The organism is Halobacillus sp. ABH2_015 (genome assembly GCF_056158945.1).
In genome coordinates this window covers 2694470-2707186 of the sequence record NZ_JBSWUG010000002.1, presented here as the reverse complement: position 1 = coordinate 2707186, position 12717 = coordinate 2694470, and the positions used below count along the sequence as shown (strand labels likewise).

Below are 12717 nucleotides of genomic sequence, written 5' to 3'. Positions count from 1 at the left end.
CTATCAAAGTAACCGCCATATCATTGAGTTTTAGAGATTTCAGAGGTGTTACCATGATAAAAGTATTAAAAAAACTTTCTGTCGTCCTGATTTCAGCAGGGGCGGTATTTTATATGGGAACTGTTGCGAAGTACAATATAGGACATAGTGAGGAAGACGTTCAAAAAGTTCTGTCACACAAATGGAAAGAGAAGGAACATTATCATTCCAGTGGAACTCCGGAGCAGGTGAAAATAACCAAGCTTGGTGACAGTAATAAGTCGATCGTTACGTTTATGCTGAATGGAAACATGGATTATGCTCTTCTTGAAGAAGGTTGGACCGGCAGCTACCATTTGGAAAAGCTGGAGCTTGGAACAGAATTCATTGCGTATAAAGGTATCGAAACGAATGAGGGTTCTTATGGGGTGGTATTTGGGAAGCTGTTTGGAAGAGATATTGGTGAAATCCACGCCCATATCAAAAAAACAGGGCACCAGTTTTCTATGGATATATCGGGGGTTGAATCATTTGTCCGTTATGAAAAACTGCCTGGCAGAAAGGCGTATCGTTATCCTGCGCACTTAACTTATTAGGAACATCAACAGGAGCAGACGGAGTTGTATTAGCTTTAATTGCTCCGGGTTTCTTTTCCTTTAGCTTAGTTGAGCAGAGCAAGCGGATTTGAAAGCATTGGGTTCCTTGCTGGTTGGGAAGAATTGAGGGATGTAAATGTAATTATGGAGATGGTATCCAGGTTCTGTGATCTGCCAGTTTTTATCGGGGTGTGTGGAACAAGTTTCTTTGGAAGAGAAGTTCAAAGAGACCATGAACAATAATGAAAATACTCCGTAAACCTTGTTCATTGGTCAACTCATAATCAGCCACTTTAAAAAATCAATTGAAATGGGGAATGAGGAAATGAAGCAATCATTACATACATTAGGTTCCATCATTCTTTTTGTCGGAGTAGTGCTGTTCATTCTAAGGCTTCAATCAGGCATACATCTCCTTTACACCCCTTATCTCTTTTGTATTACAGGGGCGGGGTTCCTGGCTTTTTCTGCGGTTGCAGCGAAAGAAGAAGCGAGTCTTTTGTGCAGGGTAGGCTTGCACAAGTATGAGAAAATCGGCTGGGATGATGAAATAAAGTCCAGGACAGTGTATCAGTGCCAGAGATGTGGAAGGAAGAAGAAAGTGTTCAGGGCTGTCTAAATCTGTGTTACGTCAGTATATTATAATAACACCTGCCTCATCATGAACTGAGACAGGTGTTATTGTTTTCGTTTAACGTGTTCTTTTAATTTCTTACCAACGCACGTCAATTCCTTCAAACTGCAGCTCTTCATATTCCGGAACTACGGCGGGATCGACCCTGACGATGGTCAGTGATGGTAGCTTCAGGATATCTTCAGCTGTCCCCCGGAAGGAAGAATTAATTAAGTTTAAATACTGCACATGCTGCATGCCTTCAGAGACCTGGCTCAAATCAGTGACTGTAGAACCGATGAAAGTGACTTGTTCCAGGGTCGGTACCTCCTTTAACAATTCACCTGGGATAAGAGCCTGATTCAATTTTAGTACTTTCAAGGATTTCATGGCCTTGAAGTCATCAGGATCAGCATCGACACGAAATGTTTCGGTCAAATGGGAGGCATTGATAGTTAATTCTTCAAGATCCATTAAGTCGCCTTTGGTAAGAGTGTCTGGTTCTTTATCTAAAGAACGAGCAATGGACCGTAACAGGAGACCCTGCATAGAAACAGGTTCATCAGCCCCCACGACTTTTACAAATTCTCTTTGGTTTCTATTTATGTTGTATTTTTCTTTCGTCAGGGATTTCCCGTCCGTGGACAGGTAAGTCAATTCAGCTGATAGGAAGACATTGTATTCATCATTCCATTGAACAACCAGAAACAAATCGAATTCACTGTTTCGGTACGCTTCCTTGGGAGGGGGCAAATGACTCGAATAGGATGTATCCGGCGCCTCAGCATCTGGTGAGAAAACGAAGGATATTCTTTCTGCTCCTTCTTCTTGAGATACTTTTATTTCCTTCCCGTTGAGTTTTTGGACGATTTCTCTTATCTGTTTTTCTTTCGTCTGACTAATGACAACCTCTTTTATTCTTTCAATCTTTGTATCAAGATCCGGAGTTGTTTCTTCGATTATTTTTTCTTCCTTTTCCTCTTCCGTCTCCGGCCCTTCTATGAATCTTTCTTCATCAGGAGAAGCCGGAGACTGCAGCGGGTTTCCTGAAGTGAAAAAGTAAAGGGATCCGGCCAGCATTAGTAATGCTGTCATCACTGTCAACAACTTGGGGAAGACCTGCTGCAACCAAGGTGAACGGCTTTTTTGTTTGTTGGCGTAAAAGCGGCGCCGATCTTTACTCGTGAATAGTGGTTTTTCACTGATTTGATCATCTATCGCTTTTTTTATCCTCTTTTTATTCAAGAGTCAGTCCCTCCTCGTTGACTTGTTGTTTTAACAATTGACGAGCCCGCTGCATGCGTGTTTTAACTGTGGACAAGGCCGTATCGGTAACATCCGCGATTTCCCTCTGCGTCATATTCTGTTGGAAGGTTAAAATCATCACTTCCCGATATTTCACGGGCAGATTCAGGATAGCTTCCGCAATTTCGTCCCATTCTTCTCTTTGTATAACCGTCTCTTCCAGATGTTCAGGATCTTTTTTATCCAGCCATTGATCTTTTACAATTTTGATCCGGTGTATAGGAGAGCGTAAATAGTCTTTGCACCGATTGATAGTAATCCTCATGACCCAGGTCTTTAACTGGGACTGCCCGTGGAATTGATCCCACTTCCGATAAATGAGAATGAGCACGTCTTGAAAAATGTCGTCGGTGGTGTGGTGATTTTTCACATAGGTATAAATGGTTCGTTTCATCACTTCTCCATAGTGAGTCATAATGTATTCGATGACTTCATCACGTGAGAAGTGTACTTGTGTCTGACCGGTCACTAGCCTCTCTCCCTTCTCATAGATTAGACGTTCGGTAATCTGTGAGGGTCTCACAATACAGGAATATTTTTGCAGGGTAAATCTATGGAAGAAAGGAAGGAAATCAAATCATGAATTTAGACATACCAAATTGGACAATCATTCTCTCCGTCGTGTTCCTCTGCCTCTGTTTTTACTTCACTCTATCATTTATTGAAAGCATACAGGACGGGGAGAATCGTGTAGTCAAACAATCAAAATCAGCGGCTGTCCTTTGTTTTGCTGCAGCATTTTTAATCCCTGTATGTGTGAGTTTTATTAACGGGTGATATTTTCCTCGTCAGAATTGAAACCAAGCCCTCACTTCTCCCAAAGGTGAGGGCTGTTTTTTTATGTCCAATGATTTACACTCTGACATCCTCCTGACACATTCAAGACTTATAGTGTAATCAGTTCAAAGGAAATGAGGGAGCGGAATGAGTGAACCGAAGACATCACTTTTAAAAGTAACCGGCATCGCCTTATCCTCAGGGATTTTAGGGGCAGCACTTACATTAGGAACCGTGTCTCAAATGGAAGAACTGCCGAATACATCTGAAACGGCCAGCGCGCCTCAAGAGGCAGTGGAGGCTGAGACAGAACCATTATCCACAACGTCTGCGTCTACAGCGGATGTTGCAGAACAGGCCTCGGAAGCGATTGTCGGTGTCGTAAACTTGACGAACCAGCAGACGCCGTTTGCTTCGGGAGAGGATGTGACAGAGGCGGGTACAGGCTCCGGTGTCATTTATAAGGTGGAGGACGATGCCGCCTATATTGTGACGAACAACCATGTGATTGAAGGGGCATCGGAAGTGGACATCTCCCTTTTTGACGGGGAGACCACCTCCGCGGAAGTCATTGGCGCCGATGCGCTTACGGATATTGCCGTTTTGAAAATAGAAGGAAGCTTTGATATCGAACCACTGGCCTTCGGCGACTCCGATTCCATCCGTGCAGGCGAGGATGTCCTTGCAATCGGGAACCCGCTCGGCCTGGACTTATCCCGGACGGTCACCCAGGGGATTGTCAGTGCGGTCGACCGGACGATTTCTGTAACGACGTCTGCTGGAGAGTGGGATCTTGATGTCATACAGACCGATGCCGCCATCAGTCCAGGGAACAGCGGGGGTGCGTTAATCAATGCCTCAGGTGAGTTGATCGGAATCAACAGCTTGAAAATGGCGGATGCCGATGCGGAAGGGCTTGGCTTTGCAATTCCAAGTAATGATGTGGAAACACTGATTGCGGACATGAGTGAAGATGGTCAGGTGGACCGCTCCTACCTCGGCGTGGGTGTCGTCGGCGTCAATGAGGCGCCTGCCCAGTACCGGACGTCACTGCCGGAAGGAACCGAAGAAGGCGTCATTGTCGCCTCTGTCGATGAAACATCAGCCGCTGCTAAAGCAGGCCTGCAGGTTGACGATGTGATGACTTCTATCGATGGAGTGGCAGTCTCAGACAGCACGGACCTGAGAAAATATTTATATACAGAAACAAACGCAGGCGACACCGTCGTCGTGGAATTTTACCGAAATGGAACTTCGCAGACGGTGAAGGTGACCCTTACGGAACAAATCAATGAGTAGAATAGGAGTTTTGAAAAGATGAATAAAAAAATGCTGCTGGGAGGAGTGGTGGCGGTTTCCGCTGTCCTCCTGATTATTTTGAGCCTGAGTATGGATCCGAAGGAAAGTGTAGCTTCCGTGAACGGAGAAGTAATTGAAAAGGAGGAGCTGTACGATACGCTGGTGGAACAGTACGGTCAGGAAACGCTGGATACGCTGATTACCAACAAAATCGTTGAACTGGAAACAGAAGACAATGACATTACGGTGAGCCAGGAAGCTGTGGAGGAAGAACTGGCTATGTACTATGATCAGTACGGTGGTGAGGAAGCCTTCCAGTCCACTCTTGAAGCAAGCGGGATGACGATTGCGGACGTAGAGAAGGATATTGAAGATTACTTAGCTGTTGATCTGCTGCTTGCTGAGAGAATTTCCATCACTGATGAAGAGAAGGAAACGTATTTTGAAGAGAACAAGAAAAGCTACAATCAACCTGAGCAGGTAAGTGCTAGACACATCCTGACTGAGACCGAGGAAGAAGCGGAGGAGGTATTATCAAAACTGGACGAGGGCGAGGCGTTTGAGGATCTGGTGGCCGAATATTCCATCGATGATACGACAGTGGCCTCCGGAGGCGATCTAGGGGCGTTCAGTGAAGGTGAAATGGTCGAAGCCTTTGAGGAGGCCGCTTTTTCCATGGAAGTTGGGGACATCAGTGATATCGTTGAGACGGAGTACGGCTATCACATCATTGAAGTGACCGACCATACCGAAGCGCAGGATGCAGTTTATGATGAAGTCGAAGAGGAAATTGGTGAGACGTTATACCAATCCAAAGTCAGTGAAGAGTACGACCTTTGGATGCAGGAAAAAATGGAGGAGTACGATATTGAAAACACTCTGGAGTAAATAAGAAAAGGCCAGCCATTTACGGGCTGACCTTTTTTCGATGATTGATGGAGGAGCGCGTCTCCAGATAGGAAAGCAGCGCTTCGATGATTTGATCCTTATCGTAGTCCATCGAGGCGACGTGGTAGGAATTCTCCAAGACGTATTTCGATACATTGTGGGAAGAGACTTTTCTAAGGATGTAATCGGTATTCTCCGGTGGAACGACGTTGTCAACGCTGGACACCAAACAGGTGAGTGGACATCGAATGCCGGATAATTTTCTTCTGACGACCTTCATATACTTCAACAGTTCCTGGTAAGCGGTCAACGGTGTCTGGGTATAGGTGATCTCCACCGCACCGGGGTCTTTGATGTCAGGCTTTCCTTCCTCTATATAAAAGGGCTCGGACGCTTGTTCCAGATGGGAGAACGCCGGGATATACATAGCTGGGTTGATTAACGCTATGCCGGAAATGCCGGGGTATTGAGCAGCGAGGTCCAGAGTCAGCGTGCCTCCCATTGACTGTCCGATGACGAACACTTCCCTGCACCGGGAGTACAACTGCAGATAAGCGGCTTCGATTTCCATATACCAATCGGAGAACGAGCAGGAAGCCAGATCTTTATAGTGCGTTCCGTGACCTGGAAGTCGTGGCACCGATACGGTATAACCTTGATCCGCCAGCCCTTCTGCCACCTCTCTCAGACTCTGGGGCGTTCCTAAAAAGCCATGACAGAGCAGTACCCCTGTATCATTTCCTTCAAAAAACAACGATTCCGCACCATCAATAACCGGATAGGCTTCCTTCATCATGTTTCCCTCCATCTTCATTCACTGGTCGTTCGATAAAAATCTATTAGTGCTATTAAAATACAATAATTCCGATAAGTCAACTATGTTATATAAGCTGATCCATTCGATCAACGCTTTCCTTCCATGTGAAATGGATTTTTCAAGGGCCATCCAGGAATGCTAGAATAGCAGAGAAAGTGTAAAAGGGGGCTTGTTATTGAAGGGAATCCTATTGGTGCTTTTATCTGTTTTAATCCTGACAGCGTGTCAAAGTGAAAGGGAATGGTCCTTCTCTGAAATTGGGAAAAAGGATCTTCCAGGGGACGCGTTGTCCTATTTTCAAACGGTAAAAAATAGACATGGAAATCATATGTTCCAAGACGGAGATCAGAATACGGTGTATATCTATTTGAACGGAACAAAACAGGGCGAAGGGGCGGAATATTATACATCCTTCGAGGTCCGGGCAGAAGAAGATACGCTGAACCTGTTATACAAGACAGAGGCCGGCGCTGGTGGTTCGGTTAAATCCGAACGCTTCTACAGAGTCGACGGTTATCAAAGTTATGAGATCCTGAGGATTTATGAAAACGGAAAAGAAGCCGCCTTTGAGACCATATCTCTGGGTGGATAATTTTCTCTATCCCTATAGAAAAAGGACTCTCCTCCTCTCATTGCCTTACCCTGATCCATAGGCGTCGCCAACGCCTATACTGCAATCTGGTCATGTGGTGAGGTCTTGAGGAAGTTGAAGCCTGCGGGAACAGAACAGACCCACCCATAACCGGAACCTGCGCTTCTTTTACCTACATAAATAAAACAACATGAAAGTGAGCTTGTACGATGCGGAAAATTTTTGCTGCCTTAATCAGCAGTTTTGTAACAGCTTTATTGGTTTCTATTTATCTCACATCGGATTACAGCAATCTGGTAGGAAACTTATATTTTAATTTAGTCAACATCTATTTGGGGCATGCTGTGTTTGCCCTCCCCCTATCCTTGATAGCCGATCGTTTAAGCAGTCAGCTGTCGTTGGGACGCTTTTTTATTGAGTGGGGCCTGTATCTTTTAATTGGACCACTTCTAGCTGTGTTATTGGCTGTCTTTACGATGTTCTTAAGCTTGTATCTCATACCGATCAGTTTCATTTTTCCAATCACCTACACGCTCGTTAAAAAAATTCCTGCTGCTTTCCTGAAGAGGAGTCTGACAGCGGCTGTCCTCTTATCCGTTGCGGTCATCATGGCTATGTATTACAGTATCCGTTAGTTTCAGGGTCATAAATAAGCTGTTCGGGTCTTCCTTGTAGCCGGCGAAAGGACCACAGAAAACAAACCCGAAGTTCTTATACAGCTGGACAGCCGGATGGAACGCCTCTTGAGACCCGGTTTCTATAAAGAGCTGTGTATACCCTCGGGCGCTGGGTTCATTTATGATGTGTTGGAGCAATCTGTGGGCGACGCCTCGTCTTAAATGGGAAGAGGCCGTTCTCATCGACTTGATTTCTCCGTGCGCCGGATGGAGTTCTTTCAACGCTCCCATTCCTGCCAGCTCTCCCTTTTCCCAGGCTGTCCAAAAGGTCACGCCGGGCTGCTTTAATTTTTCTATATCCAATGCGTGGATGCTTTCTGGCGGGGAGTGCAGGGTCATATTGAAAAGGTGTTCCTTTATGAATGCTTGTACTTCATCGCTTGTTAAATCATCGTTTTTGATGTCCATCCATTGCCTCCTGTTTTATACGTCCTCCATCTACATTTCGCGTTTAAACGGGACTTGTCCTTTCCGGCCCCCTGTGTTGTAATGAAAATAACAGTTTTATAGCATGTTTCACTAGGGGAGCCCTGATGACGGGGCTGAGAAAAGCAGAAGCTTTGACCCTTACAACCTGATCTGGCTCATACCAGCGGAGGGAAGTGAAGCGGTCGATGATTGATCTTTTCTTACATGATGATCAAGCCCGCTCCTTCTCTCGAAGGGGCGGGCTTTTTATATGGAAGGAGAGAGTACGATGATTCAGTTAGAGGAATTGCTGCAGAGAGTGGAGGAAAAGGAAGAGGAGATGCACCAGCTTCTAGGGGACTTGGTCGCCTTTCCGACGTTAAGCCCTCCAGCCCGAAATGCGTCGGAAGCACAACAGTACATAGAAAAGTATTTAAGCCGGATGGATTTTGAAATAGACACGTGGGAACTGTACCCCGGCGATCCGATTGTCGTCGGAACGAAAAAAGGAACCGACCGGGAACACAGCAGAAGTCTCATCTTAAACGGTCATATTGATGTGGCCGCTCTGGATGACGGCGAAAAGTGGGAGCATGATCCTTTCACGCTCACGATTCAAGGCGACCGGCTTTATGGCCGAGGGACAGCGGATATGAAAGGTGGAATGGCGGCTGTTCTGTTTGCACTCAAACTGCTCCATGAAGCGGGAATCGAGCCGACCGGCGATCTTCATGTGCAGTCCGTCGTCGGTGAAGAGGTCGGAGAAGCAGGAACAAAATCCTGTGGAGAAAGAGGGTATTATGCCGATTTAGCCATCGTATCCGATACAAGTAACTGCGCCATTCAAGGGCAGGGGGGCGTTATTACCGGATGGGTAATGGTTGAAAGCCCGGAAAACTTCCACGATGCGGAACGCCGTTCGCTCATTCACGCCGGTGGAGGAAGATACGGAGCGGGGGCGATTGAAAAAATGATGAAAATCATCCAGTCGCTGCAGGAATTGGAGCAGCACTGGGCGGTGACGAAATCGAGTCCAGGCTTTCCACCTGGATCGACGACAATCAATCCGGCTGTGATTGAAGGTGGAAGGCATGCCGCTTTTATCGCCGACCGCTGTGCTTTATGGATTACCGTGCACTATTATCCAGAAGAGCATTATGAAGATGTGATCGAAGAAATTGAAGCACATGTCCGTGCTGCCGCCCAGGCCGATCCATGGCTGAAAAACCATGCCCCTCAATTCAAATGGGGAGGAACGTCCATGATCGAGGAGCGCGGAGAAATCTTCCCCGCCTTTTCTGTCGATCCTGCCCATCCAGGGGTACAGCAGCTTCAACAGGCCCATAAAATCATCCATGGTACGCCGGCGGAAATGTCCATGTCTCCGACTGTGACGGATGGAGGGTGGCTCTCAGAAGCAGGGATCCCGACCATTCTCTACGGCCCCGGCACGCTGGATCAGGCGCATGCGGTGAATGAGTCGCTGGACCGGGGACAGCTGTTGGATTATACGAAAACAATGATGGCTTTTTTATACAATTGGTTTCAACAAGCAGATGACAAGGAGGAAGCGTAATGTTTACAGACCGTTTATACGAAAGTGCCCGTCCGATTTGGGAGGCCTACCTCGATCATCCATTCGTCAAAGGGATTGGGGACGGCACGCTCGAGCTTGAGAAATTCCAATTTTTCATGCGCCAGGATTATTTGTACTTGATTGATTACTGCCGCGTGTTTGCTTTTGGTTCCGTTAAGGCGAAAAGCCTGGATACGATGACGATGTTCTCTGAACTGCTTCATTCCACTTTAAGTGAGGAAATGGAGCTGCACCGGAACTATGCGGAACGGATCGGCATCAGTCGGGAGGAGCTGGAGGAAACGAAACCTTCTGCCACCCTCCTCGCCTATACGAGCTATATGCTGAACAAGGCAAATCAAGGATCAGAGGCTGAGGTGGCGGCCTGTGTGCTGGCCTGCACATGGAGCTACAACGTGATCGGCCTTCACCTTGCCGAACAAAATCAAGGAGAAAAGCACGAGTTTTACGGCGATTGGATTGAGATGTATGCGTCCGAAGAATTTTCTGAGCTTGCTTCCACACTGAAAAAATTAATCAACGAGCTGGCTGACGGACTTCCGGAAAGGGAAAAAGCTCACCTCGAAGAGATCTTTATTCATACGAGTAAGCTGGAGTATATGTTCTGGGAGATGGCGTGGAAACAAAAAATGTGGGTCGAGGAAGAGAGCTTTTTGAATACCTGAACACCCCTCTCCTCTTTTGAAAAGAGTTTAGACGCACTCAACTGCCTATCTGCCATGTGGATGACCACGATCCGCTTATCGGTGGATGCTTGCCGTGGGCCCGGCCTTAGCTAACTTGGACAGGAAGATCACCTGTCCAAGTGGATCTTCGGCTCGTGCTGATCCCACAGGCGTCACCACCGAACGCTCCTCGTGACATCCGCAGATTTCCTCTGACAAGATAAGTTATCCAACTTGGAATAAGGTTAATCAAGAGTAAAACGTTCCAGGACTTAAAGAGGTATATGATAACGCTGTTCTTTGGATAAAAGGCTGTTCACTAAGTATTTGTCTTCAAATCCCCTATGGATTTTCAATGGAACAAGATAAATGGTTACCTTTCATACATCCATTAAAAAAATGCGGATAATCTTTTCCGAAGACCACCCTCTCCTAAATGGAGAGGGTTTTGTCATTAATGTCGAAAGTAGTCAAAATGTCACGAACGAGGTAGAATGAAAGGTAGACGATCCCTTTCAATCCATTTGAAAAAAGAGGCAAAGGAGAACATACCTATGAAGGAAATCCAACAGCAGATCCTCCACTATTTTACCGGGATGCCGAACACGTTCATCCCGACAGGTAAGATTGCGGAGTCTCTCGGATACTCAGATAAAGCCATTCGGAATCATCTGCCGGCCGTTCAGGATTATTTGGACGAGCAGGGACGGACGGGTGTCATTGAGAAAAAAGCCGGCCGCGGGGTGCGGCTTGCGATTAAAGAAGCTGACAACGCCCTGTTGATCGACCATCTCCATCATTCCTTTCCTCAAAATGAAGCGCAGGATCGTTCCCTCCGGACGAAAATCGCCTTTGCCCTGTTGTCCGCCCCACGCCCGGTCACCATCCAGAAGCTGCGGAAAGACTACTACCTTTCCCATACCGGTGTCCGAAATATTCTGGATGAAATCGAAACATGGCTGCACCCTTATCATCTGGAAATGGTCCGCAAGCAGAAAATCGGCGTATATATTTCCGGAGAGGAAAAACAGATCCGTCAGGCCGTGACAGGACTTTCTTCACTGGAAGGCCCCGCTGAAGATGTAACAAAGGTTCTTTTTGATTCCTTCTTCATACGGACGATTCAGCACGAATTGGCAGCCCTTCAGGAAAAACATCAGGTCGACTTCACTGATGCAGCCCTCGAATCCCTGCTTCTCCATACCGCTTTTATGATTAAGAGGGTTCAGCTTGGTCAGATCATTTCGCTGCCGGAAGAAGATGTCCAGTCGATCCGGACCCACGAAGAATTTCCGTGGGCGGAAGAAATGTGTAATCGTCTGGAGCGTGTTTTTGCGATGACGTTCCCAAGGGAGGAAGTCCTCTATTTGACCATGCATCTGAGAAGTGCGAAAACTCATGCGGCATCCAGGGAAGGTCTTACACCGGAGCTTCCCGAAGAAATTTCCAACATCATCGACTGGCTGGTGACAGAAGCATCGGCCCAGACCGGGTACCGTTTTGAAGAAGACGAAGTCCTGCGTGATCATTTATTTGTACATCTGAAAACGACGCTGGCCCGCCTTTCCTACGGGTTGTCCATCTCCAATCCCTTACTGATGACCATCAAGAAAAAGTATCCATACCTTTTTGATACGCTTGTCTGGATTTTAGACCAGCACAAGGAAGAGCTTCTCTACCCGATTCCGGAAGAGGAGGCCGCCTATTTAGTGCTGCATTTCCAGGCGGCTCTGGAAAGGAAGGCAACCGTGAAAAAGGAAAAAGTGGAAGTGGTGATCGTCTGTCATATGGGGATGGGACTTTCTCAGCTGCTGGCAGCACGGATGGAAAAGCTGTTTCCAGATATCCATATTCACGGCAGTATTGCGGCGCACCGGCTGCGCTCGTTCACAAAAGAGCATCGTGTAGACGGGATTATCTCTACAGTACCGATTGAAGAATTGGACATTCCTGCTGTCGTCGTTTCGCCGTTATTTGAAGCGGACGATCAGTCGCATGTAAAAAGTCTCATCAAGCAGCTGGAGCAGGGGAGAACCTCTGATAGAAAAAGGGGAAAAGAATCCGTTCTCCTTCAGAACATGTCGCCTTTTCTCATTCAAACGGGGCAGTCCGGGGTGTCTAAATATGAAGTGATCGAGGAACTCTCCCGCCTGCTTATGAAAAAAGGGTATGTGAAAGAAGGTTATCCTCAATCCTGTCTGCACCGGGAATATTTGTCTTCTACAGCCATTGGCGGCGGAATCGCCATCCCTCATGGCCGGGCGGAAGATGTGCACAGCTCCGCCATAGCAGTGGCCGCCTTTCCTGAACCTGTGGAGTGGGATGGTGAGCTGGTGCATGTCGTCCTGCTTCTTGCGATGAACTATGAAAACACACAGGAAGCCCGGCAGTTGTTCAGGGAAATCCACACGTTAACGTCAAACCCTTCATTCGTAAAACAGCTGGCTGAACAGCAAGATGCCGCAACATTTATGAATGCGCTTTACAATAATCCATAAGTACCA

The 12717-nt window shown here is 46.9% G+C and carries 13 protein-coding genes and 1 riboswitch; of the genes, 9 read left to right on the top strand and 4 right to left on the bottom strand.

Annotated elements, in window-relative coordinates; all coding sequences use genetic code 11:
* Nucleotides 1-53: 53 nt before the first annotated feature.
* Both ACXAD6_RS14340 and ACXAD6_RS14335 read left to right on the top strand, forming a co-directional pair.
* Nucleotides 54-575 (top strand): hypothetical protein, encoded by a 522-nt coding sequence (locus ACXAD6_RS14340; protein WP_474969437.1) that lies wholly within the window; start codon nucleotides 54-56, stop codon nucleotides 573-575.
* Nucleotides 576-644: 69 nt separating this feature from the next.
* Entirely contained in the window at nucleotides 645-818 is a 174-nt protein-coding gene (locus ACXAD6_RS14335; protein WP_474969436.1) for a hypothetical protein, read from the top strand.
* A 469-nt stretch (nucleotides 819-1287) separates the two neighbouring features.
* Here the strand turns inward: ACXAD6_RS14335 and ACXAD6_RS14330 are convergent, their stop codons facing one another.
* Together ACXAD6_RS14330 and ACXAD6_RS14325 are read right to left on the bottom strand one after the other, a co-directional pair.
* Nucleotides 1288-2433 carry a hypothetical protein gene (locus ACXAD6_RS14330; protein ID WP_474969434.1) on the bottom strand — a complete coding sequence of 382 codons (1146 nt, stop codon included), beginning with the start codon at nucleotides 2431-2433 and terminating at the stop codon, nucleotides 1288-1290.
* Nucleotides 2426-2962: a sigma-70 family RNA polymerase sigma factor gene (locus ACXAD6_RS14325; RefSeq protein WP_474969433.1), complete on the bottom strand. Its 537-nt coding sequence runs from the start codon at nucleotides 2960-2962 to the stop codon at nucleotides 2426-2428. The genes ACXAD6_RS14330 and ACXAD6_RS14325 overlap by 8 nt, the downstream gene beginning before the upstream one ends.
* 455 nt (nucleotides 2963-3417) lie before the next feature.
* On the opposite strand from ACXAD6_RS14325, the gene ACXAD6_RS14320 reads away from it, so the two are divergent.
* On the top strand, nucleotides 3418-4569 hold the full coding sequence (locus ACXAD6_RS14320) for a S1C family serine protease (protein WP_474969432.1): 1152 nt from the start codon (nucleotides 3418-3420) through the stop codon (nucleotides 4567-4569).
* An 18-nt stretch (nucleotides 4570-4587) separates the two neighbouring features.
* The gene (locus ACXAD6_RS14315; protein ID WP_474969431.1) at nucleotides 4588-5457 is read left to right on the top strand and encodes a peptidylprolyl isomerase; all 870 of its coding nucleotides are present in this window, start codon (nucleotides 4588-4590) and stop codon (nucleotides 5455-5457) included.
* Nucleotides 5458-5476: 19 nt separating this feature from the next.
* Here the strand turns inward: ACXAD6_RS14315 and ACXAD6_RS14310 are convergent, their stop codons facing one another.
* Complete coding sequence (locus tag ACXAD6_RS14310; protein ID WP_474969430.1) at nucleotides 5477-6250, bottom strand: alpha/beta hydrolase; 774 nt, start codon at nucleotides 6248-6250, stop codon at nucleotides 5477-5479.
* 199 nt (nucleotides 6251-6449) lie between these two features.
* Here ACXAD6_RS14310 and ACXAD6_RS14305 point away from each other — a divergent pair, with 199 nt between their 5' ends.
* Together ACXAD6_RS14305 and ACXAD6_RS14300 are read left to right on the top strand one after the other, a co-directional pair.
* A complete protein-coding gene (locus tag ACXAD6_RS14305) occupies nucleotides 6450-6866 on the top strand; it encodes a hypothetical protein (RefSeq protein WP_474969429.1) in 417 nt (138 codons plus the stop codon).
* Between the two features lie 209 nt (nucleotides 6867-7075).
* Complete coding sequence (locus ACXAD6_RS14300) at nucleotides 7076-7501, top strand: hypothetical protein (RefSeq protein ID WP_474969428.1); 426 nt, start codon at nucleotides 7076-7078, stop codon at nucleotides 7499-7501.
* Here ACXAD6_RS14300 and ACXAD6_RS14295 read toward each other — a convergent pair.
* Nucleotides 7457-7951, bottom strand: coding sequence for a GNAT family N-acetyltransferase (locus ACXAD6_RS14295; protein WP_474969427.1), 495 nt, complete (start codon nucleotides 7949-7951; stop codon nucleotides 7457-7459). The genes ACXAD6_RS14300 and ACXAD6_RS14295 overlap by 45 nt on opposite strands.
* A gap of 103 nt (nucleotides 7952-8054) precedes the next feature.
* Nucleotides 8055-8161: riboswitch (TPP riboswitch) on the top strand.
* A gap of 79 nt (nucleotides 8162-8240) precedes the next feature.
* Here ACXAD6_RS14295 and ACXAD6_RS14290 point away from each other — a divergent pair.
* The 3 genes from ACXAD6_RS14290 (at nucleotide 8241) to ACXAD6_RS14280 (ending at nucleotide 12711) form a co-directional block, all read left to right on the top strand.
* A complete protein-coding gene (locus ACXAD6_RS14290; RefSeq protein WP_474969426.1) occupies nucleotides 8241-9527 on the top strand; it encodes an acetylornithine deacetylase in 1287 nt (428 codons plus the stop codon).
* A complete protein-coding gene (tenA, locus tag ACXAD6_RS14285) occupies nucleotides 9527-10213 on the top strand; it encodes a thiaminase II (protein WP_474969425.1) in 687 nt (228 codons plus the stop codon). Before ACXAD6_RS14290 ends, tenA begins: the two co-directional genes overlap by 1 nt.
* 554 nt (nucleotides 10214-10767) lie before the next feature.
* Entirely contained in the window at nucleotides 10768-12711 is a 1944-nt protein-coding gene (locus tag ACXAD6_RS14280; protein WP_474969424.1) for a BglG family transcription antiterminator, read from the top strand.
* Nucleotides 12712-12717 lie beyond the last annotated feature (6 nt).

Coding starts and splice junctions, on each gene's coding strand:
- ACXAD6_RS14340 (WP_474969437.1), top strand. CDS start 54: ATGATAAAAGTATTAAAAAAACTTTCTGTCGTCCTGATTTCAGCAGGG.
- tenA (WP_474969425.1), top strand. CDS start 9,527: ATGTTTACAGACCGTTTATACGAAAGTGCCCGTCCGATTTGGGAGGCC.
- ACXAD6_RS14320 (WP_474969432.1), top strand. CDS start 3,418: ATGAGTGAACCGAAGACATCACTTTTAAAAGTAACCGGCATCGCCTTA.
- ACXAD6_RS14300 (WP_474969428.1), top strand. CDS start 7,076: ATGCGGAAAATTTTTGCTGCCTTAATCAGCAGTTTTGTAACAGCTTTA.
- ACXAD6_RS14315 (WP_474969431.1), top strand. CDS start 4,588: ATGAATAAAAAAATGCTGCTGGGAGGAGTGGTGGCGGTTTCCGCTGTC.
- ACXAD6_RS14295 (WP_474969427.1), bottom strand. CDS start 7,951: ATGGACATCAAAAACGATGATTTAACAAGCGATGAAGTACAAGCATTC.
- ACXAD6_RS14280 (WP_474969424.1), top strand. CDS start 10,768: ATGAAGGAAATCCAACAGCAGATCCTCCACTATTTTACCGGGATGCCG.
- ACXAD6_RS14310 (WP_474969430.1), bottom strand. CDS start 6,250: ATGAAGGAAGCCTATCCGGTTATTGATGGTGCGGAATCGTTGTTTTTT.
- ACXAD6_RS14290 (WP_474969426.1), top strand. CDS start 8,241: ATGATTCAGTTAGAGGAATTGCTGCAGAGAGTGGAGGAAAAGGAAGAG.